Consider the following 23,016-nt stretch of genomic DNA (forward strand, 5'->3'; position numbering starts at 1 on the left):
GCGTGTGCAGTCGGGCGTCATCAGCTAACTCCATTCCCACCCGAGTATAGACAGCGACTGCCACCTCGCAACGTGACGGCGTAAATCATGCGAAACAGCTGGGACTTGCGTTGCAGGGCACGAATGGAGAAGGATGCGGATGATTGGCGGCAAAACCGATATAACGGAGGCGTCTCAAGGATGAAACATTTATGACAAATGCGTCTTAGCATTTCTCATACGGCAGCTAAGTTATGTCTTCCCTATTTCATTGCCTTTGTTTCCTGGAGATTTCATGAACACCGCCGCATTGCGCGAGCAGATCCAAAAAGCCCGACAACACGAGGCCGACACCGGCCTGCTGACTCGTCAGCTGGAAACCCAACTGCCACACCTTCACTCCGCCATCCAATTGCCGGATGTCGACGCCAACGGCGTGATGACGCGTTTTGTGGCCGCGTATATTGAGCAAGTGCCGGACCTGCTGGATGCAGCCAATGAAGTCGCCAGGGAAGCGGGCATCGAATCACAGATCAAGCCGGTGCTGAAAATCGCCGAGCAGTTCTTTCTCCAGCCGCCGGCGATCATGGCCGGTCATGTCGGTCTGGACAGCCTGCTGGACGAAGCCTATCTGGCGCATCGCCTGGTCGAAGAGGTCAATGACCTGTACATCAAGCATTTTGGCCAGCCACTGATCCCACTGGACATGACTGTGGCCAACCTGATTGCTCACCACCTGATCGGTGAGGAGTTCGCCAACCAACTGGATGAGGCGGTGCATCACGCTGTTGACGAGATGCTCAACGAAGAAAGTTTCGCGTTGGAATCGGTGGAAGCCTACCGCGAGAAACTCAACAGCCCGGACACTGGCGCTGCGTGGAAGCGCTGGCCATGCCTGTCGCGCCAGCTGGGTGTAGGTCTGGAGTTGGATCAACCCGCAGCCTGATCCTTCAGAATCAACATCACCCCCTGTGGGAGCGAGCCTGCTCGCGAAGGCAATTGATCATTCAACATTGATGTCGACTGATACAACGCTTTCGCGAGCAGGCTCGCTCCCACAGTGTTATCTACACGGCTGAACCCACTCCGGACGTGGTTCTCAACCTTCCTTCCAACCTGCGCTTCAACCCCCGCGCTTCAATCAGCAGCTTCGAACCCTTGGCCGCATTGGCTCGTCCCCATTCCTCAAGCAATTCCAGACACGAGTGATCGATGTAGCTCAGGTTATTGAGTGGTACATGCACCGTCGCGCCGGCGGGTATGGTCCCCAGCACCTGGGTCAACGCCGGCACCTTGAGAAAGGTCGCCGCGCCGATCAATCGCAGCTCCATTTCGCCGTCCTTGGGCAGATCGATCAGGCTGATCTTCAACCGCGATGCCTTCCAGGCAAGCTTGGCCAGGGTCAGGCCGAAACCGATCAGCACGCCGGTCAACAAGTCGGTGAAGATGATCGCCAGCGCCGTCGCTGCGTAGGTGAACATCGGCATCCGGCCATATCGGCCCAGTCCTCGAAAAGCCTTGAGATCGACTAATTTGAAGCCGGTGTAGACCAATACCCCGGCCAGGCTCGCTACCGGAATGCTTTGCAGCACGCTCGACAGCAGCAGCACGAAGGCCAGCAACCACAGGCCATGGAATATCGCCGACAGTCGTGTGGTGGCGCCAGCCTGGACGTTGGCGGAACTGCGCACAATCACACCAGTCATCGGCAGCGCCCCGAGCAGACCGCAGAGCATGTTGCCGACACCTTGGGCTGACAATTCCCGGTCGAAGTCCGAACGCTGGCCACTGTGCATGCGGTCTACTGCGGCGGCCGAGAGCAGGGTTTCGGCGCTGGCAATGAAGGCCACGGCAAAGGCGGCGATCAGCAGGGTGGGGTCCGCCAGATTGAGCAGGTCCGAAGGTTTCAACCAGTCGATGGCTTCTGCCAGGTTGGCCGGCACCTCCACGCGTTTGACCTGCAACGCGAGTGCCAGGCTGGCAAGCGTTGCCAGACCGACACCGAGGAGGGCGCCGGGGACAAAGCGCAGAGAGTGCGGGCGAAATTTTTCCCACAGGTACATCACGGCAATGGTCGACAGGCCGAGCACACCTGCCTGCCAGCCAAACGATGGCAAAGCCTGGGATACAGCAGCCGGAAAGGCCGCCAGGTTGTCCAGCCCGGAAGGTTTAGGCACGGCGTCGAGCATCACGTGCACTTGTGACAGCACGATCAGCACGCCAATCCCGGCAAGCATGCCGTAGACCACCGCTGGCGCCGTCACCCGAAACCAGCAGCCGAGTTTCAAACGCCCGGCCACCAGTTGCAGAAATCCGGCTAACAGCAGGATTGGTCCGAGCATGGCGATGCCATGCTGACGCACCAGTTCGAACACCAGAACGGCCAATCCGGCCGCGGGACCGCTGACTTGAAGTGGTGATCCGGCGAGCCAACCCACCACCAGACCACCGATGATGCCGGTAATCAGCCCTTTGGCGGGCGGTAGCCCAGAAGCAATGGCGATACCCATACACAAGGGTAAAGCGACAAGAAACACGACCACCGAAGCCAACAGCTCCCGTGGCAGAACAGCTTTCAGTTGCGCAGCACGCATGAGGATTCTCCTGAAGTTTTTTTCAGGCGTGGCAAAGCCAGGCTGCCTGATCGGCAGCCTCGGCTAAACCACACGAGGATTTAGGAGGATTTAGAAGCGCGCTTTGGGCGTCGCCACCGGAATCGGATGGCTGCCATCGAGCGGCAGGAAACATCCCTGATCGGCGTCGTAAGCCCTGATTTCGCTGGTTTCGATGCTGTAGACCCAGCCATGGATAAACAGCTGGCCGCTGGCCATGCGCGAGGCCACCGACGGATGAGTGCGCAAATGTTGCAACTGCGCGATCACATTCTCTTCGGTGAGGATGTGCATGCTTTCGTTTTCGTCAGCGCAATGGCAGTTTTCCTGGACCATGGTTTTGGCCACTTCGGCATGCCGCAACCAGGCCTTGACCGTCGGCATTTTTTCCAGGCTTTGCGGGTTGAGCACCGCACGCATGGCGCCGCAGTCGGAGTGCCCGCAAATGATGATGTGTTGCACGCCGAGGGCCAGTACTGCGTATTCGATGGCCGTGGAAACACCACCGTTCATTTGCCCGTACGGCGGAACCACATTGCCGACGTTACGGGTTACGAACAGATCGCCAGGGGAGCTTTGGGTGATCAGCTCAGGAACGATGCGCGAATCGGCGCAGGCGATGAACATCGCTCTGGGGCTCTGGGCCGTGGCGAGTTTCTTGAACAGTTCTTCCTGCTGTGGAAAAACCTCGTGATGAAAATGCAAAAAGCCGTCAACGATATGCTGCAGCGCTGCATCGGCGGTTTCCGCCTCTGGTTGGGCTGAAGCCGACGCAGCCAACGGCTGTTTATCCTTGTCACTCATGATTCATCCTCTTGGCGGAGTCAGGGAATTTTCCCGTTTTTTCCGATGTGAAGCCAGTGGCTGTTTAAAAAACATCCAGGCCGAAGATCTCGACCCGTCAGTCACTCGATGAACAAGGTAGCCGTCGAAACTTAATTGAAACTGAATGAAACGCTCTAGCACCTGCGTTCCAGGTCACAAAAAACGTGACCGGGCTGGATCGGGTGTCTGTATCTCTCTAATCAACCTTAGATCAATTGCCCTTAAATCAACGACATCTGACGCCCCGGCGGACAGAAGGCGGTGCAGTCGAGATTGAAACCTTCCCGACGATTGAGCCCCAGGCGTTTGATAGCCTTGGCAAAGCGTTGCGCCAGCAGCTCGGCAAATGGACCTTCGCCGCGCATCCGGGTGCCGAATCGACTGTCGTAGAGTTCGCCGCCACGGCTCTGGCGGATCAGGCTCAACACATGAGCCGCACGCTGAGGATAGTGGGCTGCCAGCCATTCTTCGAACAGCGGCGCCACTTCCAGAGGCAGGCGCAGCATCATGTAGGCCGCACTTTGTGCGCCGGCCCCATGGGCTTCGGTGAGCAGGCTTTCGAGTTCGCTGTCGTTGATCATTGGAATCATCGGCGAGCACAGGACGCCCACCGGAATTCCCGCTTCACGCATCACCCTGATCGCGCGCAACCGGGCCTTGGGCGCTGCCGCGCGAGGTTCGAGGATGCGTTTGAGCTCATCATCCAGGGTGGTCAGGCTGATCATGACGGCCACCAGCCTTTGCCCGGCGAGTTCGGCCAGCAGATCCAGATCCCGAAGAATCAGTGAGCCCTTGGTAATGATGGTCACGGGATGGCGATAGCGCAGCAGCACTTCGAGGGTTTTGCGGGTGATTCGGTGTTCGCGCTCGATCGGCTGGTAAGGGTCCGTGTTGGAGCCCAGATTGATCGGTGCGCATTGATAGCCGCGCCTGGACAGCTGTTCTTCCAGCACATCAGCAGCGTTAGTCTTGGCGATCAGCCTGGTTTCGAAATCCAGCCCTGGCGACATGTCCCAATAGGCATGGCTGGGCCGGGCGTAACAATAAATGCAACCGTGCTCGCACCCGCGATAAGGGTTGATCGAGCGATCGAAGGGCAAATCCGGCGAGTTGTTGCGGGTGATGATTGTTTTCGCCGTTTCAATGCGTACCTCGGTGCCTTGGGTAATCGGCACTTCCTGATACCAGCCGTCATCCTCGGCCACCGAACGGTTGGGTGCGAAGCGGTTGTGCGGATTGCTGGCGGTGCCGCGACCGCGAGGAGGTAGAGGAGTAGCCATCGACGTGATCCTTTAGCTGTATGTGCATACAGTACAAAGGCTCGTCGCGAATCGCCAGTGCCGTTCGGCGCCTGGATCTATTTATATCGGATGAGTTGTTCTTGTTAAGTTGATTCTAAAAGTTTTTAAGTAACCGCGAGAAACATTTTGTCCGTGGCGTTATTTGGAAATTCATCAGTACCATCATCCCCGCGGCGTGGCCGTAAACTCATTATTAAAAAGGATTTAATTAATGTCGAACTACAATCAGCGTGGCGTATTTCTTCAGCTTTTACGACCCTCTATCGTTAGTCCAAAAGAAGTCAGGGTTTCCATGCAGTTCGCTTTAAAGGAAGAAGGTTACGACCCCGTCAATCGGGAGATTACCTATTCTTTGCTCGACTCCAGCGTTCGCGAGGCCGTATCGAATGATGGCGGCGTGACCTTCACTATGAAAACGACGCCTGATGTGGACGGTGACGGTGACATCGATGCGCAAGACAAGGCCGTGTTGGTGGGGCTGGCGAAAGCTTATTCGAAGATCATTAATCCCTGAATACGATCTAACACTCCCGGTGTGGAACCCTGTATATCTATAACAGTGCACCCATCGCCTGCCTAAGATGCAATTCAATATTGAACAGCGCACTCTTCAGCAGCCAGCGCTAGCCTATTGCAATTGACTCGGATACCACCTTCCACTCCATTCAGGATTGGAAGGTGGTTTTGACTCAATGCTGTTCGTCCGGCTTTTTCTTCAGCTTGGGGTTGGGGAAGAACTGCACGGCCTGAACCTTGGTGTCCGGCACCTTCAGCGCCGAGGTGTTGACCCGGGTGCCCAGCTCCTTGGGTACCGACAGCCCCTGTTCATTCAGTGTGTCCGAATAACCGCAGGCCACGCACTCGCGATGCGGGACTTCGTCTTCATTCCACATCATCAACTTGTCCGGCTCGCTGCACGCCGGGCAGACCGCCCCGGCGATAAAGCGTCTTTTGGTAATCACAGGGCCCTCACTCATGCTGCCGCGACCTCACTCAGGCCGCTATGGCGCAAGAGTGCGTCAATCGACGGCGGCCGTCCCCGGAAGTCGACGAACAGCACCATCGGCTCCTGGGAACCGCCGCGCGCCAGGATAGCCTCACGGAACGCACGACCGGTGTCGGCATTGAGAACACCGTCTTCTTCGAATTTCGAAAAGGCATCCGCCGACAGCACTTCCGCCCATTTGTAGCTGTAATAACCCGCCGCGTAACCGCCGGCGAAGATGTGCGCAAAACTATTGGGGAAACGGTTGTAAGCCGGTGGCCGCATGACCGAAACCTCGTCGCGTACGCCTTCGAGCACTTGCAGCACACTGCGGCCGTCGCCGTGGGTGGCATGCAGTTCAAAGTCGAACAACGAGAACTCCAGTTGGCGAACCATCATCAGGCCGGACTGGAAATTTTTCGCTGCGAGCATTTTTTCCAGCAGATCCTGGGGCAGCGGCTCGCCGGTTTCGTAGTGACCGGAGATCAGCGCCAGGCCTTCCGGCTCCCAGCACCAGTTTTCCATGAACTGGCTTGGCAGCTCGACCGCATCCCAGGCCACACCGTTGATACCGGATACGCCGGCGTGCTCGACGCGGGTCAGCAGGTGATGCAGGCCGTGACCGAATTCGTGGAACAGCGTGGTCACTTCATCGTGCGTCAACAGCGCTGGCTTGCCGCTGTCGGCCGGGGTGAAGTTGCACACCAGGTTGGCCACCGGGCTCTGCAGTACGCCTTCGGCGGTGCGGCGACGATCACGGGCGCCGTCCATCCAGGCACCACCGCGCTTGTTGGCGCGGGCATAGAGGTCAAAGAAGAAGCGACCGACATGCTGACCGTTTTCCTTGATTTCGAACAGGCGAACATCCGGGTGCCAGGTGTCGAAGCCTTTCTGTTCGGCGATTTCAATGCCGTACAGACGCTGGACGATCGCGAACAGGCCGCCCAGCACCTTGTCGATCGGGAAGTAGGCGCGAAGGGCTTCCTGGGCAACGCTGTAGCGCTGCTCGCGGAGTTTCTCACCGTAGAAACCGCTGTCCCAGCTTTGCAGGTCGGGGCAGCCTTGTTCGGCGGCATAGGCTTTGAGCTGTTCCAGATCCTGGGCGGCGAACGGCTTGCTGCGCTTGGCCAGATCGCGCAGGAAACTGATGACCTGGTCGCTGGATTCGGCCATTTTAGTGGCCAGGCTCAGCTCCGAGAAGCTGGCGAAACCCAGGAGCCTGGCCAGTTCCTGGCGCAGGTCGAGGATTTCTTCCATCACCGGGCCGTTATCATTCTGACCGGCATTCGGGCCTTGGTCCGAAGCACGGGTGCAGTAGGCGGCGTAGACTTCTTCGCGCAGCGCACGGTCCTGGGCATAGGTCATCACCGCGTAGTAGCTCGGGAATTCCAGGGTGATCAGCCAGCCGTCCAGGCCTTTGGCCTGCGCCGCGGCGGCCATTTGCGCCTTGGCCGAATCGGTCAGGCCGGCGAGGGCTGCTTCCTCGGTAATGTGCTTGGTCCAGGCCTGGGTCGCATCGAGCAACTGGTTGGAGAAGCGACTGCCCAGCTCCGACAATTTGCTTTGCACTTCGGCGTAACGCTTCTGTTCGGCTTCCGGCAGGTCGATCCCCGACAGACGGAAGTCACGCAGGGAGTGTTCCAGGATTGTTTTCTGCGCTACATCGAAGCCTGCAGCTTCAGGGCTGTTGGCCAGGGCTTCGAAGGCCTCGAACAGCTCGCGGTTCTGGCCCAGCTCGGTGGAGTAGGCGCTCAAGGCTGGCAGGCAGGACTCATAGGCTTCACGCAACTGGGCGCTGTTGCACACGGCATTCAGATGGCTGACCGGGCTCCAGGCCGCGCCCAGGCGATCGTTGAGCTCGTCCATCGCCAGCACCAGGCCGGCCCAGGTCGGTTGTTTGCCCTGGGTTTCGAGGATCTCGATAATGGCGGCGCGGTTGTCAGCCAGGATTTGTTCAATGGCCGGTTGCACGTGTTCGGCACGAATCGCCGAGAACGGCGGCAGGTCATAGGACTGCAAAAGAGGGTTCACGCTCACGGTTGGCACCTTGGCTGGAAGAAACATGAGGCCATCTTAATTACAATCGACGTTCACCGCAGCTATCAGCAATAGAGAGAGAGCCTATCGTGACCCTTCGCAAGTATCAGAACCACACGCCGCTGCTGGGCAAAGGCGCTTTTGTCGACCATTCGGCGGTCGTGATCGGCGACGTTGAAATTGGCGAAGACAGCTCTGTCTGGCCTCTGACGGTGATCCGTGGCGACATGCATCGCATCCGTGTGGGCGCGCGCACCAGTGTTCAGGACGGCTGCGTGCTGCACATCACCCATGCCGGGCCGTTCAATCCCGATGGCTTCCCGTTGCTGATCGGCGATGAAGTAACCATCGCGCATAAAGTCATGCTTCACGGTTGCACGGTCGGCAGTCGGGTCTTGATTGGCATGGGCAGCATCGTAATGGATGGTGCCGTGGTGGAAGATGACGTGATTATCGGAGCCGGCAGCCTGGTGCCGCCTGGCAAGCGCCTGGAAAGCGGTTTCCTCTATGTGGGCAGCCCGGTGAAACAGGTCCGTACGCTGACGGACAAAGAAAAAGCCTTTTTCACCTACAGTGCGGCGAATTACGTGAAGCTCAAGGACCTGCATCTGGCCGAAGGCTACGACCAGATCTAGGCTCCTGTTAACGGAAAGCGTCCCGCTATTGCCCAGGAAATTTCATGCATTACCAAACCGTTTTATTCGACCTCGATGGCACCCTGACCGATCCGCGCGAGGGCATTACCCGTTCGATTCAGTTTGCCCTGGGCAAATTGGGGATCGATGAGCCCGACCTGACCAAACTCGAACACTTCATCGGCCCGCCGTTGTTGCAGGCGTTCATGCAGTTCTACGACTTCGACGAGCCCAAGGCCTGGGAAGCGGTCAACTTTTATCGCGAACGCTTCAAGGTCACCGGCCTGTACGAGAATCGCGTATTCGACGGCGTCACGCCGCTGCTGGAAACACTCGGTGGACAAGGGCGACAGTTGTACATTGCGACTTCCAAACCCTGGATCTTCGCCAGGGAAATCGCCCGTCATTTCGATTTCGCCAAGCACTTCAAGGTGATCTACGGCAGCGAACTGGACGGGACCCGTACCAATAAAGTCGAGCTGCTCGCTCACCTGGTGGCCGAAGAAGGTCTGGACCCGGCCACCACCCTGATGATCGGCGACCGCAAACACGACCTGATCGGCGCGCGCAGTAACGGACTGGATGCGGCAGCCGTGGGCTATGGTTTTGGCAGCCGGGAAGAGCTGATCGCAGAAGCGCCGGTCTATCACTTCGAAACGCTGGATGAATTGCATCAGGCGTTTTTGCAGCGTTAATTGAATCGCCTTCGCGAGCAGGCTCGCTCCCACATTGAATTTGTGAACGCAGGTTCATTGTGGGAGCGAGCCTGCTCGCGAAGAGGCCCGTTCAGATACCGACGTTTCATGATCCCGCCAAAACCTGCAACGCCGCCTGACGCTTTTCAACCGGTAGAGCACCAAGCTTCTCGACTGCCGCATAAAACTTCATCCAATCCCCACCCTCCTGCCGGAACAACGCCTCAAACGCCGGCACCCATTGGCCGTACAACCCGAATGGTAATAACCGGGCATTGTTCATCGGTGCATTGATCCAGGCGTCGTAGCGTTTATCCCCGGCCCATTGGCTGTCACGCAGCAGTCGATATTCACTGCGCAAGCGCTCGAACGTTGCCGCCTTGCGTTGGCGCATCTGTTCGGCGGGCAGCGGCAGGGCGTATAGCCACTCCAGGCGAGTCCGGGTATCCAGAACCAGCTGCATGAATTGCTCGCGTCGCTGTACCTGGGTCCCGTCGTCCGGAGCCAGGCCGCGGAATGTGCGCCATTGGCGCGTGCCTTCCTTTTCAACGAAGGAGGCGAAAGACTCGTTGAACTCGGTGTCGTCCTTCACATAAAAGCGCTGATGAGCCAGTTCGTGAAAAATCAGCGTCGCCAGCCGTTCGTCGCCCCACCCCATCATCGAGTTGATGATCGGATCGTTGAACCAGCCGAGCGTCGAATAGGCCTCGACACCGCCGATCGACACATCCATACCTTGCAATCGCTGCAAGGCAGCCTCACCGCGGGCCGCGCTCTGGCTGTAATAACCGCGATAGGCGACGCAACCGGCGATGGGGAAACAATGGTTTTGCGGCGTCAGAGAAAACTCCGGCGTTGCAAACACATTCCAGACGACGAACGGTCGACCAATGTCGGCGTAAAGCCGGTAGCTCTGATTGTCCGGCAAGTGCAACTGTTGGCTGGCAAACACCCGGGCCTTTTGTGATTCAATCAGGTGCGCACGCAGTTGCTGATCGCGACCGGGATCGGCAATCACGCTGGAAACCGGCTCCCGTGCCCTCAGCAATTGCAGCTGACCACTGGCCAATTGGCCGTAATAGCTGACGCTGGCGCAACCGTTGAGCAACAAAAACAACACGCCTGGAAACAAAACGCGTAAAACGCGATCAAGTAACCCAAGGCTTGGAAGCGGCCTGATCAAAATGAATCATCCCTGGAAAGTCTGCCCGCAAGACTATCCCGCCTGACTGGAGCTCCGCTATGCGCATGTTGATGCTGACAGCAAGCCTGTCGATGCTGACAGGTTGTGCCGGATTCGGATTACCCCGCCATGATCCGGCGCAAGCGTGGATCGACCTGGCCTCGCAGCAAGAAGACACCGCGCTGCAAGCGCTGGAAGTCGATGACAAGGCCTCCCCCGACAAGCGCTATTTCGAGGTTCATCCTGGCAGCCATGAGCTGACGGTGCGTTACCAGTTTCCGGTCCAGCCAACTAACATCGGTCCCGACGCCGAGCCACTATGGCGTGACTGTCAGTTGAACGTGAAATTCAAGGACTTCAACGCCGGTGAGCGGTACCAGTTGCAAGCAGGGAATATCGGTTTCCGGCCATGGGCAAAGCTCTATGATCAACAGCGAAAAGTCATTGGCCAAGGCACACCAGCTGGCTGCCAACGCACCTGATCGGCGTTATCCTGAAGGACCCCATCCTCGGGAATACATTCATGCGCAGGTCAATGCTATTACTGGCGGTGAGCATCGTTGCCGGCTGCCAGAGTCCGTTGCCGGCGGTTAATCCGCAGATGGCATGGGTCGAGTTTTCGACGCCATTCCCCAACGATAAATTGCTGATGGCCGAACGGCTGGACGAGCAGCGATTACGCGACGGGCGTTTCTTTCAGGTCACCCCCGGCAGCCATGAGCTGATCGTGCGCTTCGACTTTGAAGTGCCTGGAGGGGGCGGGGGCTTGAGTATGATGAGCGGTCCCGCAGAGCGGTTGTGCTACCTGACCATCAACTACGATCATTTCGAAGCCGGTCAGCGTTACGTACTGGAAGCCCGTTCGATCGCCTTCACTCCCGGCGCCCGTCTGTATAACGCCAAGCGTGAAATCGTCGCTGAAGACCGAGAGTCCTATTGCCTCATGTGAGACGAATCAGCGGTCGTTCCTCTGGTAGATGATTTTCTTGGTGCCGCCTTCGCAAGTGCCAACGACCATGTTTTGATCGTGCACCTCATCATTGGTGACAATTTCCAGGGTGTAGGACGAGACGTTGTTGGCCTGGATCTTGGCCTCGATCTCGGCCTTGAGTTCTTCACACGATTTCGGCGCGGCGAAGGCCGATGTGGCCAGCGCGCTACAGATAATCGCCAAGGCAATGCGTTTCATGTTGAAGCTCCGTTGAGGCAGCGCGCACGTCGGTGCGTTTCAGCTGCTGTCATTTATTCGACCACAGTTTCGCCAGCCTGGTTTTGTTCCAGCGCAAAAAAGATCGCAGCCTTCGACAATTCTACGGGGTCATTTGATCCACGCAGGAGTTGCCGAAGGCTGCGATCTTTTATCGCGCCGACCCAAATCTAACCGACCAGCGTCGCATCCAGGCTGATCTTCGCGTTCAGCACCTTGGAAACCGGGCAGCCTTCTTTGGCCTTGTTGCTCAGTTCCTCAAACTGCGCCTGAGTCGCCCCTGGGATTTTCGCCTTGAGGATCAGTTTCACCGCCGTGATCGCAAAGCCTCCTTCCACTTGGTCCAGAGTCACTTCGGCGTTGGTATCGATGCTGTCAGCCTTGAGGCCGGCATCGCCGAGAATCATGGAAAAGGCCATGGAAAAACAGCCCGCGTGTGCCGCACCGATCAGCTCTTCCGGGTTGGTGCCCTTGCCGCCTTCGAAGCGCGCCTTGAAGCCGTAGGGCGCCTGGTTGAGTACGCCGGTCTCGGTGGAAATCGAGCCGATGCCGGTTTTCAGGTCACCTTCCCAATGAGCCGATGCTTTCTTCGTGATAGCCATGTCTGCCTCCTCAAGATCCGGCGCGAACCGTCGCGCCTTCGTGGTATTCGGTTACTAGGGTTCTGAGGATAGACGGTGGTGCAAAGTTCACCGCATTCTAATTGATGCCTCATTTTGCAGGAATTTTGTCCGGGCTATTGAAACTCGGGTATATGCCCTCATTGCATGAAACACGCTTATGGATTCGGCAGGTTTTCGTTTTCAAGAAAAAACCTGCGCCCTCAATTGGAGAAGCAGGCTTATGAAACCACTGTCCGATATCAAATTCTCGACCCTCGATCTGGTCCCCGTGCGGGAAAACGGCAGCGCGGCCCAATCGCTGCGCAATTCCCTGGACCTGGCGCAGTATGTCGAAAAATTCGGCTACAACCGCTTCTGGGTTGCCGAGCACCACAATATGGACGGCATTGCCAGTTCGGCGACCTCGGTGCTGCTGGGCTACCTGGCCGGTGGCACTTCGACCATCCGTGTCGGTTCGGGCGGCGTGATGTTGCCCAACCACGCGCCGCTGGTCATTGCCGAGCAGTTCGGCACGCTGGAAAGCCTGTACCCGGGCCGGATCGATCTGGGCCTGGGCCGTGCGCCCGGTTCCGATCAAATGACCGCCCGCGCGTTGCGTCGGGAACGCTCCGGCAGCGCCGACGAATTTCCGGAAGACCTGACCGAACTGATGCGCTACCTCGGCCCACGCACTCCCGATCAGCGGATTATCGCCATGCCGGGCACCGGTACCAACGTACCGGTCTGGTTGCTGGGCTCGAGCCTGTTCAGTGCACAACTCGCCGGCGAACGCGGTTTGCCCTACGCCTTTGCATCCCATTTCGCACCGCGCTTCATGCATGAAGCGATTCGCGTCTACCGCAATCACTTCAAGCCTTCCGCGGTACTGGACAAGCCCTACGTGATGCTCGGCGTACCGCTGGTAGCCGCCGACACCGACGAGCAGGCCGAGTATCTGGCGACTTCGGTCTACCAGCGGATTCTCGCGTTGATGCGCGGCCAGAGCCTGGTGCAACGCCCTCCAGTGAAAACCATGGACGGCTTGTGGCTGCCGCATGAGAAGGAAGCGGTCGGAGATTTCCTTGGCCTGGCCATGGTCGGTAGCCCGCAGAAGATCCGGGCCAAACTGGAAGTGCTGATCGCGCAGACCCAGGCGGATGAGCTGATTTTCACCTGCGACCTCTACGAACATGCCGATCGGGTGCGTTCCTACGAGTTGCTGGCGCAGGTGATGAAGGGCTGATAGCCGAGTTGCGCGCACAAAAAAGCCGACGTCATTGCGTCGGCTTTTCTATTTTTAACAGGCATCAGCCTACCTCTTGTAAACGATTACCTTGGTGCCCTTTTCACAAGTGCCGACGACGTTTCCACCAGCAGCTGTGCCTTTGTCGACGATTTCCAGTGAATACCCGGAAACGCCCTTGGCATCCAGTTTCGCCGCGATCTCGGCTTTCAACTCTTCGCACGACTTGCCCTGAGCAAAGGCAGCACTCGCAAGGCTCAACAAACCTACCGCCAAAATAAATTTCTTCATCTGTTGCATTCTCTGGTCGGATCAATAGGGGGCACCCGGCTATCAGCCGGATGTGCTTGTGTCGCGCATTGCCAATCCCTATGGCACTCGGCCAGCGAGCCAGTTTTGAAGACTAGCTCAAACTCAGCTGCTCGCAATCCGGAAACCGACCTTGAGCGTCACCTGGAAATGGGCGGCCTTGCCGTCCTTGATATGCCCGCGGGTCTCGGTCACCTCAAACCACTCCATGTACTTGAGACTTTTATTGGCCTCGGCCAGGGCGTTGTTGATGGCGTCTTCAATGCTGCTGGCGGATGAGCCGACCAGCTCGACTTTCTTGTAGGTGTGGTGATCTGTCATGGCGTTCTCCTTAGGGTGTGAAATACAGACTAGCAGTGATTTTCTTATTACTTCTGTCGCCCAATCCGACAAGGAAGTTCAGATTTACTGCACTTTCTCGAACCGCTGAAGTCCCAAGCAACACACGCAACTCAACCAATGCAGGAGAGCCACCATGGCCACCACTTCTTTACGTAAAGCCTCATTGCAAAGCATGGAAGCCGAGATCGAGAGTTTGCTTAAATCTCTGGAGAGCCTTAAGGACGACGCCTCGGACGAGTCGCGTAAAACCCTTAAAGTGTTGAAAAGCAACGCCGAGAACGCGCTGAAGCATTCGCGTCATCTGCTCAGCGATGCGTACGAAGAAGTCAAAGTCAAAACCCGCGAAACCGGGATTGCCACACGGGACTACGCCCAGGAACACCCTTGGACTACAGCGGGTGTAGCTGTGGGGGCGCTTGGTTTGCTCGCTGCTTATCTGTTGTTCAAGCGCGGTAACTGATCTGTTTGGCGCAGTTCGTTCTTGAGCCACTGCGCCAACTGCCGAGCGCGCCCGTCTGCGGCGCGCTTGGGTAGCCACAACGCCAGTTGCGCCGGGGTTTCACTGAAGCCCCAAGGCGCAACCAGGCGACCGGCCTTCAAGTCCTCGGTCACCAGTGGCTCAGGCGCAATCGCCACGCCGAGACCGGCCACCGCTGCTTCCAGCAAATAATACAAATGCTCGAAACCCTGACCGTACTTCAGCGCCCTGGCGTCGAGGCCGCTTTGCTGCGCCCAGCTCGGCCAGGCCTGTGGGCGCGAGGTGGTGTGCAGCAATGGCTCGCTCAACAGCGTGCTTGCCGGTGCATCCAGCAACCGTTCGAAGCCGGCGAAGCGTGGGCTCATGACCGGGCCGATTCGTTCGCTGGCAAGTGTGTAGACCTGCATGTCCGCCGGCCATGGTGGCTCGGCAAACACCAGCAGAGCGTCCAACCCCGGACGGCGCGGATCGAGATCGCCTTCTCCGGCCGACAGGTGCAGGCGCAGATCCGGCAGATCCGCATTCAGCCGTCCCAGGCGCGGAATAAACCAGCGCGCCAGCAGACTACCCGAGCAACCGAGCACGAATGGAGCGTCAGCCGTGCTTTGGGTCAACTCGGCACATACGGTGCGCAAGCGCTCGAAGGCTTCACCGCTGGCATCGCGTAGACGGACGCCGGCATCTGTGAGTTTAAGGCCACGACCCTCTTTGATGAACAGGCTCACGCCAAGGTGTTCTTCGAGCACCTTTAGCTGCCGACTGACTGCGCCATGGGTAACATGCAGCTGTTCGGCGGCTTTACTGACGCTATTAAGGCGGGCAGTGGCTTCGAAGGCGCGCAGGGCGTTCAGCGGAGGAAGATCATGGCTCATGGGAACTGTGAGTTTTCCTGACAGGTTGTGGCGATCTTATCGGTTTTCAGCCTGCAGCGTCAGGGGTAGAGTGAACCCCATTGTCATCTCACGCATTCAACTGGAGCGACCCATGACCCAGACTAATCTGCGCAACGGCCCCGACGCCAACGGCCTGTTTGGCGCGTTTGGCGGCCGCTACGTCGCCGAGACCTTGATGCCGTTGATCCTCGACCTGGCCCGTGAATATGAATTGGCCAAGGAAGATCCGGCATTCAAGGAAGAGCTGGCCTACTTCCAGCGCGACTACGTCGGTCGTCCAAGCCCTCTGTATTTCGCCGAGCGTCTGACCGAGTTCTGCGGTGGCGCGAAGATTTATCTCAAGCGCGAAGAGCTGAACCACACCGGCGCGCACAAGATCAACAACTGCATCGGCCAGATTCTGCTGGCTCGGCGCATGGGCAAGAAACGCATCATCGCCGAGACCGGCGCCGGCATGCACGGTGTGGCAACGGCCACGGTGGCGGCACGCTTCGGCCTCGACTGCGTGATCTACATGGGCACCACCGACATCGAACGCCAGCAGGCCAACGTGTTCCGCATGAAGCTGTTGGGCGCCGAGGTCATCCCGGTCGTGGCCGGCACCGGCACCCTGAAAGATGCGATGAACGAGGCCCTGCGTGATTGGGTGACCAACGTCGACAGCACGTTCTACCTGATTGGCACCGTGGCTGGTCCGCATCCTTACCCAGCCATGGTTCGTGATTTCCAGGCCGTTATCGGCAAGGAAACCCGTGACCAGCTGCAAGCCCAGGAAGGCCGTCTGCCGGACAGTCTGGTGGCGTGCATCGGTGGCGGTTCCAACGCCATGGGCCTGTTCCACCCGTTCCTTGACGACGAAAGTGTCGAGATCATCGGCGTCGAAGCCGCCGGCCACGGCATCGAAACCGGCAAGCACGCCGCCAGCCTGAACGGCGGCGTACCGGGTGTGCTGCACGGTAACCGGACGTTCCTGCTGCAGGACGACGATGGCCAGATCATCGACGCCCACTCGATCTCCGCCGGCCTCGACTACCCTGGCATCGGCCCGGAACACGCCTGGTTGCACGATATCGGCCGTGTCCAGTACACCTCGGTGACCGACGACGAAGCCCTGGATGCGTTCCACAAATGCTGCCGCCTGGAAGGGATTATTCCTGCCTTGGAGAGTGCCCACGCCCTGGCCGAGGTGTTCAAACGCGCACCGAACCTGCCGAAAGATCACCTGATGGTGGTCAACCTGTCCGGTCGTGGCGACAAAGACATGCAAACCGTGATGCACCACATGGAACACTCTCAACAAGAGCACTCCCAGCAGGAGAAACACTGATGAGCCGCCTGCAAACGCGTTTTGCCGAACTCAAGGAACAAAACCGCGCCGCCCTGGTGACTTTCGTGACCGCGGGCGACCCGAGCTATGACACGTCCCTGGCGATCCTCAAAGGCTTGCCAGGCGCTGGCGCCGACGTGATCGAGTTGGGCATGCCCTTCACCGATCCGATGGCTGACGGCCCAGCGATCCAGTTGGCCAACATCCGTGCCCTGGGCGCCAAGCAGAACCTGGCGAAAACCCTGCAAATGGTTCGCGAGTTCCGCCAAAGCAATGCCGAAACACCGCTGGTGCTGATGGGTTACTTCAACCCGATTCACATGTACGGCGTACCGCGCTTCATTGCCGATGCCAAAGAAGCCGGCGTGGATGGGCTGATCGTGGTCGACCTGCCACCCGAGCATAACGGTGAACTGTGCGAACCGGCCCAGGCTGCCGGTCTGGACTTCATCCGTCTGACCACGCCGACGACCGATGACGTGCGCTTGCCAACCGTTCTGAACGGCAGTTCCGGCTTCGTTTACTACGTGTCGGTTGCCGGTGTGACGGGGGCGGGCGCTGCAACGCTGGAACACGTGGAAGAAGCGGTTGCCCGTCTGCGTCGCCATACCGATCTGCCGATCAGCATCGGCTTCGGCATCCGTACACCGGAGCAAGCGGCGTCCATCGCGCGTCTGGCGGACGGTGTGGTGGTGGGTTCGGCGTTGATCGATCACATCGCCAATGCGTCGACACCTGATCAGGCGATTGATGGCGTGTTGAGTCTTTGCGCGGCGCTGGCGGACGGCGTGCGCCAAGCTCGCGTCAGCTAAAGGTAAAGTGCCTGATACAGACTAAAAGCAAGACCGAGGGCTTCAGGACTATGTTCTGAAGCCCTTTTTGCTGACTATGCCGTGACGAAATACCTGCTTCAAGGCAGCTCCAATCCACCCGACGCTTTGTGCAACCTGCGCAAATGCTCGCCAACCTGCTTCAGGTTGGCTTCATTGGCGGCCATCTCGGCCGCCCGGCTCGGCTCCAGCAATGCCCTTACTTCCTTGTCCAGATCCCCGGTCAATGCCTGAAGCTGTTTCTGCCGCAGGCTGCTTTCCGATTCCAGACGCTGCCATTCATTCGGCTGCGGCAACCCGTACCCCCCGGTGCCTAGCAACTCTGCGGGACGACTGAGGAAGCCACTGTTGGCGAGAATCTGCTGCAAGGTCGCGTTGGCCTTGTCCATGCCGCCGTTTTTCAGTTCCCGAGCGCCCAGGTAGCGCTGTTTGACTTCGTCCTGGGCCAGCACCAATTGCTGACGGAAGGCAGCCTGCTCCAACAACAGCAATGCCGCACTGGTGCGCAGGTCGGCTCGGTCAATCCATTGCCGGCGTTCGTCGGCTTTCAAGGCCAGCCAGTCTTCGACCTTTTCCTGCTTGATCGGCAATTGCTTCTTCAGCACATCGAACATTGCTTGATAGCGATCGCGGAAGGAGTCGAAGCGGTAGCCCAGGCGCAGCGCTTCCCGAGGATCGTCCAGCACGCTGGTGTCCGCCAGTCCGCGACCTTTGAGCACTTCCAGCAAGCCGTTGGGCATAATGCTGTCGAGTCCGACCAGTTGCGCATTATTGGTCCCGCTGCGCAGCAATTTCAGGCCTTCTACCGCGCAGTTATTGGACAGGAAGAAGTAGTTGCCGTCATAACTCCAGTGCATCTCGGCGGCATGTTCCACCACGTCTTCGATTTCGTTGCGCGACAGGTTCAGCGGCACCGAGGCCAGGCTGCGCAGTTCGGTCTTGGTGTATTCGTCGATCACCTGAGCCAGCGGCAGGACAAACAGGCGTGAGGGGTATTTACCTACCAGGCCGTCCCAGCTCGACAGCTGAACATCACCGACGAAAGCGCGGTAGGACAGCACCAGATGCTGATCCAGATCCAGTCGGCAATCCGGTCCGCGTGGCCGACCGGGTGCGCAGATCACCAGGCGCAACATGCTGTGGCCCCAGCGGCTGACCCAGTTCTGATTGGCTTCGGCCAGCAGATAGTCGACGGCGTACACCCGTTCAGGGTCGACCTGGCCCAGAGGTTGTTTGGCGAAGTCGTTGCCGGCATTGAGAAACGCAAAGGATTTGCCGCAGGTGTTTTTGGCGGCGGGCGCCCAACCGAAATGTTCCTGATAGTAGCGGTACAGCGCAGGACGGCGACAGGCGTAGCTCGGATCAAGGAGGAAATACTCCATGTTGACCGCGACGAACTCCTTGGGGCTGCTCGTCTCGTAGATATCCGGGCTGCGGGCAATTTGTCGATTGTGCTGTTCGCGCTCGCCACGGCGGCCGACGTACTGCGGCCAGCCGGCGAGGTCGAGCAGGCGCGGGTCGTCGCTGAGGGTAAAGCGTCGGCCAGCCTGGCCGCGACATTGATCGGGGATACCGATCAGCCCCGAGCTGCTGTTACGCCGGGTGCAGCGCTGAATCAGCGTGCGCTCCGCGTCTGGCCACAGGCGCGAGCGGTCGTAGATGTGGGTGAGTTCATGCAGCACCGTGGCCAGCATTTCCCGGCGCACAGTGCCGTGGGGGCGATAGGTTTTTTTGGTCGCAGCGCTGCCGTCGGTGAGGCTGGCGAGCAGGTTGCGGTTCAAGTCGAGTTCGGAGACCAGCGAAGCCTGCCCGTAGGCATCGCCCGGCATGTCATCGGTCCAGCCGACGTCGATTTTGCGGTCGAGTTGCTCGATGAAGCGCGGCGGCAATGCCTGCATGGCCTCATCGAGCAGCGCCTGGCTGGCCTGCTGCTGTGCGGGGGTCAGCCCCTGGGTCTTGAGCTGTAATTGCAGGCCAGCCTGGGCCGTGTTGCCAAGCAGCAACAAGACCCCGGCCAGCAGCCAGGCGACAGGCGACATCACAGTGCGAGGATGGCTTCGGCGAGAACCTGATCACTGGCGTCCCGCGCTTCCGGCACGCGGGTGCGCAATGTGTCGAAGGCAGCTTCCAGGTGTGCGCCGCGAATTTCACCTTCGCTGGCGACGAAGCTGGCGGCATCGTCGTGGGCTTCGCGGATGATTTTCGAATCGCGAATGGACGTGGTGGTGTCGGATGTGAAATCAATTGTGCGCTGGGAGGCATTGATGATGATGTTACTGGTGGCGACCAGGGTGTGCGCCTGGGTCACATCGGCCAGCAACAACAGGCCAAGGGCAGCAGCAATCAGGGGGCTACGCATGGAACGACTCCGCAGATAAGGATAACTATTGGACGAGAATTGCCTGCGCCAGTTCAAGGTCGCTTGCATGAAGTTTTGGTTGGGTGCTGCGCAGATAATCCAGGGCAGCTTCCAGTTGCGCGCCCCGCAGTTCGCCGTCACTGGCGACGAACGCCGCAGCGTCATCCTGTGCCGCAATGAGCAGCTTACGGTCGAAGGGGGCGGCGGTCACCATCGTTGAGGCGTAGATGGTGGCGACGATGCCTTGTGTCGACAGGTTGAAAGCGTCGTAGGCATGGGCCGAGCCCACCCAGCAGGCTGTGGCGAAAAGCGGAGTGATCAACAGATTTGAAAAAAAACGCATGAGACTCGATAGCTGCAAAAGAGTCACAAGGCTAGCGCAACGCCCGGTCTAGAGCCAGTGTCGAAACATTTGGGACACGACACACGTGTCCCGGGCGAACGGCGTCGCTTAGATCGTCAGGATGGCTTGGGCCAGCTGCGAGTCCGTTGCGTTCAGCTGAGGAGCCTGTTGGCGAATGTGGTCGAGGGCACTTTCCAGTTTCACCCCACGGATCACGCCTTCACTGGCGACGAAGCTGGCAGCGTCGTCGCGGGCGGCGCGCACGATCTTGTCATCGCGGAAGGAGGACGTGACATCGGAAGTCGCATCGGATGTGGCCTTGAGTGCACCGACGACGGCATCGGTGGTCACGATGAAGCTGGTGGCGTGGGCATTGGCTGCCACGGCAAGCAGGGCCGCAGCGCTGAGCAGACGAAGACGGGACATGATGAAACTCCTTTGGTGAACCGATAGAGAGATGGCGCAGTGTCTGGAGATCAGACGCCTGTCGGACAGCGTTCGCCACGTTCTGGTTGGATATTAGGCTGGCAGCGGTGGGTTCGAACAGCCCATACATCGCCATATAAAGAAGAAACGCTGTAGAAATATAATTGTACCGCTAAATATAGCGTAACTGTGAATCTGTACTGGTATGGCTTTTTCTAGCCCTGAAACGACAAAACCCGTCGCGATTTCCCGCGACGGGTTTTGTGTGTTCAATTCGGGTTGCTGGCGGTGGACCCTACAGGTCTGAGCCAGCGACGCTACTTAGCGCCAGAACGGCTTGCTCAGCTCTTCGTAGCGTTGTGCTTCGCTAATCCCGGCGTCAGCCAGCAGACGCGAATCCAGACGAGCCAGTTGATGGCGGCTGGAGATGCGGCGCTGCCACAACATCAGGTTGGCGAGAACGCGCAGAGGCATGGAAGCCTGGGTTTTTGCAGCGGTGTCTTCGAAGAACAGTTCGGAACTGAGTGTACGTTCCATGGTAAGCATCCTTCCGCTTGTGGCGGGATTAGGTAGTGGTTTAACTGATGCCAATGATCCTCTTGTTTGGCTAGTCCCTGTAGATACAGTTCACCTGTATTGTGAGGGACCAGTTAACTGTTAATAGGCAGTGTACTGGTCGAAATTTAGGCAACTGTACCTATGCGCACCAGAAAGGTGCGTTTTTGCCCATTTGGCTCGGATAGGTAGGAAATTACTGTAGGAAAAGACCAGTACAGCAGTACAGTTTTCAACACATTTCTGCATGGCAATGGCAGGCTGACGAAACTGTGTTTGCGTCAGCCGCTATCTGTATCTCATTACACGGCTAGCATGCGCCCGGTTTCTTCGAGGTTCATGTGCCAGCTCAGTGCTTCGCGCAGAATATGCGGGGTATGACCGCCAATTGCGCATGCGGCTGTAAAGTAGTCATCCAGCGCCTGGCGATAGTCCGGGTGCACGCAATTATCGATGACGACGCGAGCCCGCTCCCGTGGTGCGAGGCCGCGCAGGTCGGCCAGGCCTATCTCGGTGACGAGGATGTCGACGTCATGCTCGGTGTGGTCGACGTGGCTGACCATAGGTACGACGCTGGAGATCGCGCCGCCCTTGGCGATCGACTTGGTGACAAAGATCGCCAGGTGCGCGTTGCGCGCGAAGTCGCCCGAGCCGCCGATCCCGTTCATCATCCGCGTGCCGCAGACATGGGTGGAATTGACGTTGCCGTACAGGTCGAATTCCAGCGCGGTATTAATGCCGATGATGCCCAGCCGGCGCACTACTTCCGGGTGGTTGGAGATTTCCTGCGGGCGCAGGACCAGTTTGTCCTTGTAGCGCTCCAGGTTGCCGAAGACGTCGGTATTGCGACGAGCCGACAAAGTGATCGAACTGCCCGACGCAAAACTCAGCTTGCCGGCATCGATCAGGTCGAAGGTCGAGTCCTGCAGCACTTCGGAGTACATGGTCAGGTCTTCGAAGGGCGAATCGATCAGGCCGCACATCACCGAGTTGGCGATGGTGCCGATCCCGGCCTGCAACGGGCCAAGCTTGTTGGTCATGCGTCCGGCCGCCACTTCCTGCTTGAAGAAGTCGATCAGATGGTCGGCGATAGCCTGGGTATCCACGTCCGGTGGCAATACCGTAGAAGGCGAGTCGGACTGGTTGGTGATCACGATGGCGACGATCTTTTCCGCCGGGATCGGGATGGCCGTACTGCCAATGCGATCATCGACCTTCACCAGCGGGATCGGCGTGCGGGTCGGGCGGTAAGTCGGGATATAGATGTCGTGCAGGCCTTCCAGGTTCGGGTTGTGCGCCAGATTGATTTCGACGATCACCTGTTTCGCGAAAATCGCAAAGCTGGCCGAATTGCCGACTGAAGTGGTCGGTACGATATGGCCTTGCTCGGTGATCGCCACGGCCTCGATCACCGCGATGTCCGGCAGCTTGAGCTGCTGGTTGCGAAGCTGCTCCACGGTTTCCGAAAGATGCTGGTCGATGAACATCACTTCGCCGGCATTGATCGCCTTGCGCAACGTGCTATCGACCTGGAATGGCATGCGTCGCGACAGGACGCCGGCTTCAGTCAGCTGTTTGTCGAGGTCGTTGCCCAGGCTCGCGCCGGTCATCAGGGTGATTTTCAGCGGGGTGACTTTGGCGCGTTCGGCCAATGCGTGGGGCACGGCCTTGGCTTCGCCGGCGCGAGTGAAACCACTCATGCCGACGGTCATGCCGTCCTCAATCAGAGCGGCAGCGTCAGCGGCGCTCATCACCTTATCCAACAACGAAGGCAAGCGAATACGATCACGGTACATGGATTGATATCTCGGGCAACGAAAGCAAGGTGTGCAGTCTAGTGATTTGAAAAA

At 58.6% G+C, this 23,016-nt stretch carries 27 protein-coding genes; 10 read left to right on the plus strand and 17 right to left on the minus strand.

Annotation, left to right across the window (positions count from 1 at the left end):
- Positions 1-274 precede the first annotated feature (274 nt).
- Entirely contained in the window at positions 275-925 is a 651-nt protein-coding gene (locus ACA041_RS00385) for a hypothetical protein (protein ID WP_497439396.1), read from the plus strand.
- Between the two features lie 121 nt (positions 926-1,046).
- Here the strand turns inward: ACA041_RS00385 and ACA041_RS00390 are convergent, their stop codons facing one another.
- The 3 genes from ACA041_RS00390 to ACA041_RS00400 form a co-directional block, all read right to left on the minus strand.
- Positions 1,047-2,573, minus strand: a complete 1,527-nt coding sequence (locus ACA041_RS00390) for a SulP family inorganic anion transporter (protein WP_497439397.1) — start codon at positions 2,571-2,573, stop codon at positions 1,047-1,049.
- A 90-nt stretch (positions 2,574-2,663) separates the two neighbouring features.
- Positions 2,664-3,395: a carbonic anhydrase gene (locus tag ACA041_RS00395; RefSeq protein ID WP_497439398.1), complete on the minus strand. Its 732-nt coding sequence runs from the start codon at positions 3,393-3,395 to the stop codon at positions 2,664-2,666.
- Between the two features lie 242 nt (positions 3,396-3,637).
- Positions 3,638-4,696, minus strand: coding sequence for a PA0069 family radical SAM protein (locus ACA041_RS00400; RefSeq protein ID WP_497439399.1), 1,059 nt, complete (start codon positions 4,694-4,696; stop codon positions 3,638-3,640).
- A gap of 232 nt (positions 4,697-4,928) precedes the next feature.
- Here ACA041_RS00400 and ACA041_RS00405 point away from each other — a divergent pair, with 232 nt between their 5' ends.
- Positions 4,929-5,231, plus strand: coding sequence for a hypothetical protein (locus ACA041_RS00405; protein WP_497439400.1), 303 nt, complete (start codon positions 4,929-4,931; stop codon positions 5,229-5,231).
- A gap of 175 nt (positions 5,232-5,406) precedes the next feature.
- Here ACA041_RS00405 and ACA041_RS00410 read toward each other — a convergent pair whose 3' ends face one another.
- Positions 5,407-5,694, minus strand: a complete 288-nt coding sequence (locus tag ACA041_RS00410; RefSeq protein ID WP_497439401.1) for a YheV family putative zinc ribbon protein — start codon at positions 5,692-5,694, stop codon at positions 5,407-5,409.
- Positions 5,691-7,739: an oligopeptidase A gene (gene prlC, locus ACA041_RS00415; protein ID WP_497439402.1), complete on the minus strand. Its 2,049-nt coding sequence runs from the start codon at positions 7,737-7,739 to the stop codon at positions 5,691-5,693. Before prlC ends, ACA041_RS00410 begins: the two co-directional genes overlap by 4 nt.
- An 89-nt stretch (positions 7,740-7,828) precedes the next feature.
- On the opposite strand from prlC, the gene ACA041_RS00420 reads away from it, so the two are divergent.
- Together ACA041_RS00420 and ACA041_RS00425 are read left to right on the plus strand one after the other, a co-directional pair.
- Positions 7,829-8,374 (plus strand): gamma carbonic anhydrase family protein, encoded by a 546-nt coding sequence (locus tag ACA041_RS00420; protein ID WP_497439403.1) that lies wholly within the window; start codon positions 7,829-7,831, stop codon positions 8,372-8,374.
- Between the two features lie 44 nt (positions 8,375-8,418).
- Entirely contained in the window at positions 8,419-9,069 is a 651-nt protein-coding gene (locus tag ACA041_RS00425) for an HAD family hydrolase (RefSeq protein WP_497439404.1), read from the plus strand.
- 106 nt (positions 9,070-9,175) lie between these two features.
- Here the strand turns inward: ACA041_RS00425 and ACA041_RS00430 are convergent, their stop codons facing one another.
- Entirely contained in the window at positions 9,176-10,252 is a 1,077-nt protein-coding gene (locus ACA041_RS00430) for an aminopeptidase (RefSeq protein WP_497439405.1), read from the minus strand.
- Positions 10,253-10,311: 59 nt separating this feature from the next.
- On the opposite strand from ACA041_RS00430, the gene ACA041_RS00435 reads away from it, so the two are divergent.
- Both ACA041_RS00435 and ACA041_RS00440 read left to right on the plus strand, forming a co-directional pair.
- The gene (locus ACA041_RS00435) at positions 10,312-10,734 is read left to right on the plus strand and encodes a PA0061/PA0062 family lipoprotein (RefSeq protein WP_497439406.1); all 423 of its coding nucleotides are present in this window, start codon (positions 10,312-10,314) and stop codon (positions 10,732-10,734) included.
- Between the two features lie 41 nt (positions 10,735-10,775).
- On the plus strand, positions 10,776-11,201 hold the full coding sequence (locus tag ACA041_RS00440; RefSeq protein ID WP_497439407.1) for a PA0061/PA0062 family lipoprotein: 426 nt from the start codon (positions 10,776-10,778) through the stop codon (positions 11,199-11,201).
- A 6-nt stretch (positions 11,202-11,207) separates the two neighbouring features.
- On the opposite strand, the gene ACA041_RS00445 is transcribed toward ACA041_RS00440, so the two are convergent.
- Entirely contained in the window at positions 11,208-11,441 is a 234-nt protein-coding gene (locus ACA041_RS00445) for a DUF1161 domain-containing protein (protein WP_497439408.1), read from the minus strand.
- Positions 11,442-11,629: 188 nt separating this feature from the next.
- Complete coding sequence (locus ACA041_RS00450) at positions 11,630-12,061, minus strand: OsmC family protein (RefSeq protein ID WP_497439409.1); 432 nt, start codon at positions 12,059-12,061, stop codon at positions 11,630-11,632.
- Between the two features lie 241 nt (positions 12,062-12,302).
- Here ACA041_RS00450 and ACA041_RS00455 point away from each other — a divergent pair, with 241 nt between their 5' ends.
- Positions 12,303-13,304, plus strand: coding sequence for an LLM class flavin-dependent oxidoreductase (locus ACA041_RS00455; RefSeq protein WP_497439410.1), 1,002 nt, complete (start codon positions 12,303-12,305; stop codon positions 13,302-13,304).
- 69 nt (positions 13,305-13,373) lie between these two features.
- On the opposite strand, the gene ACA041_RS00460 is transcribed toward ACA041_RS00455, so the two are convergent.
- The gene (locus ACA041_RS00460) at positions 13,374-13,595 is read right to left on the minus strand and encodes a DUF1161 domain-containing protein (protein ID WP_497439411.1); all 222 of its coding nucleotides are present in this window, start codon (positions 13,593-13,595) and stop codon (positions 13,374-13,376) included.
- Positions 13,596-13,718: 123 nt separating this feature from the next.
- Positions 13,719-13,934, minus strand: coding sequence for a dodecin (locus ACA041_RS00465; protein ID WP_064675281.1), 216 nt, complete (start codon positions 13,932-13,934; stop codon positions 13,719-13,721).
- Positions 13,935-14,088: 154 nt separating this feature from the next.
- On the opposite strand from ACA041_RS00465, the gene ACA041_RS00470 reads away from it, so the two are divergent.
- A complete protein-coding gene (locus ACA041_RS00470) occupies positions 14,089-14,415 on the plus strand; it encodes an ElaB/YgaM/YqjD family protein (RefSeq protein WP_497439412.1) in 327 nt (108 codons plus the stop codon).
- Here the strand turns inward: ACA041_RS00470 and ACA041_RS00475 are convergent.
- Positions 14,388-15,305 carry a LysR family transcriptional regulator gene (locus ACA041_RS00475; protein ID WP_497439413.1) on the minus strand — a complete coding sequence of 306 codons (918 nt, stop codon included), beginning with the start codon at positions 15,303-15,305 and terminating at the stop codon, positions 14,388-14,390. The two genes, ACA041_RS00470 and ACA041_RS00475, sit on opposite strands and share 28 nt — an antisense overlap.
- A 112-nt stretch (positions 15,306-15,417) precedes the next feature.
- Here ACA041_RS00475 and trpB point away from each other — a divergent pair, with 112 nt between their 5' ends.
- Together trpB and trpA are read left to right on the plus strand one after the other, a co-directional pair.
- Positions 15,418-16,653: a tryptophan synthase subunit beta gene (trpB, locus tag ACA041_RS00480; RefSeq protein WP_497439414.1), complete on the plus strand. Its 1,236-nt coding sequence runs from the start codon at positions 15,418-15,420 to the stop codon at positions 16,651-16,653.
- Positions 16,653-17,465: a tryptophan synthase subunit alpha gene (gene trpA / locus ACA041_RS00485; RefSeq protein ID WP_497439415.1), complete on the plus strand. Its 813-nt coding sequence runs from the start codon at positions 16,653-16,655 to the stop codon at positions 17,463-17,465. The genes trpB and trpA overlap by 1 nt, the downstream gene beginning before the upstream one ends.
- A gap of 98 nt (positions 17,466-17,563) precedes the next feature.
- Here trpA and ACA041_RS00490 read toward each other — a convergent pair whose 3' ends face one another.
- The 6 genes from ACA041_RS00490 to scpC all read right to left on the minus strand — a co-directional run bounded on the left by ACA041_RS00490 (position 17,564) and on the right by scpC (position 22,962).
- The gene (locus tag ACA041_RS00490; protein WP_497439416.1) at positions 17,564-19,522 is read right to left on the minus strand and encodes a DUF7844 domain-containing protein; all 1,959 of its coding nucleotides are present in this window, start codon (positions 19,520-19,522) and stop codon (positions 17,564-17,566) included.
- A complete protein-coding gene (locus ACA041_RS00495) occupies positions 19,522-19,842 on the minus strand; it encodes a DUF2388 domain-containing protein (RefSeq protein ID WP_497439417.1) in 321 nt (106 codons plus the stop codon). The genes ACA041_RS00490 and ACA041_RS00495 overlap by 1 nt, the downstream gene beginning before the upstream one ends.
- Before the next feature lie 25 nt (positions 19,843-19,867).
- Positions 19,868-20,185 (minus strand): DUF2388 domain-containing protein, encoded by a 318-nt coding sequence (locus tag ACA041_RS00500; protein WP_497439418.1) that lies wholly within the window; start codon positions 20,183-20,185, stop codon positions 19,868-19,870.
- 108 nt (positions 20,186-20,293) lie between these two features.
- Positions 20,294-20,611 (minus strand): DUF2388 domain-containing protein, encoded by a 318-nt coding sequence (locus ACA041_RS00505; RefSeq protein WP_497439419.1) that lies wholly within the window; start codon positions 20,609-20,611, stop codon positions 20,294-20,296.
- Between the two features lie 321 nt (positions 20,612-20,932).
- Entirely contained in the window at positions 20,933-21,148 is a 216-nt protein-coding gene (locus ACA041_RS00510; protein ID WP_064675290.1) for a DUF1127 domain-containing protein, read from the minus strand.
- A 320-nt stretch (positions 21,149-21,468) separates the two neighbouring features.
- Positions 21,469-22,962 carry a succinyl-CoA:acetate CoA-transferase ScpC gene (gene scpC, locus ACA041_RS00515; RefSeq protein WP_497439420.1) on the minus strand — a complete coding sequence of 498 codons (1,494 nt, stop codon included), beginning with the start codon at positions 22,960-22,962 and terminating at the stop codon, positions 21,469-21,471.
- Positions 22,963-23,016: the final 54 nt, after the last annotated feature.

The organism is Pseudomonas sp. LBUM1676 (genome assembly GCF_059695605.1).

Excerpts from the sequence above, each read along its gene's own strand:
- trpA (WP_497439415.1), top strand. The coding sequence starts at position 16,653 with ATGAGCCGCCTGCAAACGCGTTTTGCCGAACTCAAGGAACAAAACCGC.
- scpC (WP_497439420.1), bottom strand. The coding sequence starts at position 22,962 with ATGTACCGTGATCGTATTCGCTTGCCTTCGTTGTTGGATAAGGTGATG.
- ACA041_RS00390 (WP_497439397.1), bottom strand. The coding sequence starts at position 2,573 with ATGCGTGCTGCGCAACTGAAAGCTGTTCTGCCACGGGAGCTGTTGGCT.
- ACA041_RS00445 (WP_497439408.1), bottom strand. The coding sequence starts at position 11,441 with ATGAAACGCATTGCCTTGGCGATTATCTGTAGCGCGCTGGCCACATCG.
- ACA041_RS00470 (WP_497439412.1), top strand. The coding sequence starts at position 14,089 with ATGGCCACCACTTCTTTACGTAAAGCCTCATTGCAAAGCATGGAAGCC.
- ACA041_RS00385 (WP_497439396.1), top strand. The coding sequence starts at position 275 with ATGAACACCGCCGCATTGCGCGAGCAGATCCAAAAAGCCCGACAACAC.
- ACA041_RS00475 (WP_497439413.1), bottom strand. The coding sequence starts at position 15,305 with ATGAGCCATGATCTTCCTCCGCTGAACGCCCTGCGCGCCTTCGAAGCC.
- trpB (WP_497439414.1), top strand. The coding sequence starts at position 15,418 with ATGACCCAGACTAATCTGCGCAACGGCCCCGACGCCAACGGCCTGTTT.
- ACA041_RS00440 (WP_497439407.1), top strand. The coding sequence starts at position 10,776 with ATGCGCAGGTCAATGCTATTACTGGCGGTGAGCATCGTTGCCGGCTGC.
- ACA041_RS00490 (WP_497439416.1), bottom strand. The coding sequence starts at position 19,522 with ATGTCGCCTGTCGCCTGGCTGCTGGCCGGGGTCTTGTTGCTGCTTGGC.
- ACA041_RS00495 (WP_497439417.1), bottom strand. The coding sequence starts at position 19,842 with ATGCGTAGCCCCCTGATTGCTGCTGCCCTTGGCCTGTTGTTGCTGGCC.
- ACA041_RS00395 (WP_497439398.1), bottom strand. The coding sequence starts at position 3,395 with ATGAGTGACAAGGATAAACAGCCGTTGGCTGCGTCGGCTTCAGCCCAA.
- ACA041_RS00500 (WP_497439418.1), bottom strand. The coding sequence starts at position 20,185 with ATGCGTTTTTTTTCAAATCTGTTGATCACTCCGCTTTTCGCCACAGCC.
- ACA041_RS00505 (WP_497439419.1), bottom strand. The coding sequence starts at position 20,611 with ATGTCCCGTCTTCGTCTGCTCAGCGCTGCGGCCCTGCTTGCCGTGGCA.
- ACA041_RS00410 (WP_497439401.1), bottom strand. The coding sequence starts at position 5,694 with ATGAGTGAGGGCCCTGTGATTACCAAAAGACGCTTTATCGCCGGGGCG.
- ACA041_RS00400 (WP_497439399.1), bottom strand. The coding sequence starts at position 4,696 with ATGGCTACTCCTCTACCTCCTCGCGGTCGCGGCACCGCCAGCAATCCG.
- ACA041_RS00435 (WP_497439406.1), top strand. The coding sequence starts at position 10,312 with ATGCGCATGTTGATGCTGACAGCAAGCCTGTCGATGCTGACAGGTTGT.
- ACA041_RS00465 (WP_064675281.1), bottom strand. The coding sequence starts at position 13,934 with ATGACAGATCACCACACCTACAAGAAAGTCGAGCTGGTCGGCTCATCC.
- ACA041_RS00455 (WP_497439410.1), top strand. The coding sequence starts at position 12,303 with ATGAAACCACTGTCCGATATCAAATTCTCGACCCTCGATCTGGTCCCC.
- ACA041_RS00510 (WP_064675290.1), bottom strand. The coding sequence starts at position 21,148 with ATGGAACGTACACTCAGTTCCGAACTGTTCTTCGAAGACACCGCTGCA.
- ACA041_RS00460 (WP_497439411.1), bottom strand. The coding sequence starts at position 13,595 with ATGAAGAAATTTATTTTGGCGGTAGGTTTGTTGAGCCTTGCGAGTGCT.
- ACA041_RS00405 (WP_497439400.1), top strand. The coding sequence starts at position 4,929 with ATGTCGAACTACAATCAGCGTGGCGTATTTCTTCAGCTTTTACGACCC.
- ACA041_RS00425 (WP_497439404.1), top strand. The coding sequence starts at position 8,419 with ATGCATTACCAAACCGTTTTATTCGACCTCGATGGCACCCTGACCGAT.
- ACA041_RS00450 (WP_497439409.1), bottom strand. The coding sequence starts at position 12,061 with ATGGCTATCACGAAGAAAGCATCGGCTCATTGGGAAGGTGACCTGAAA.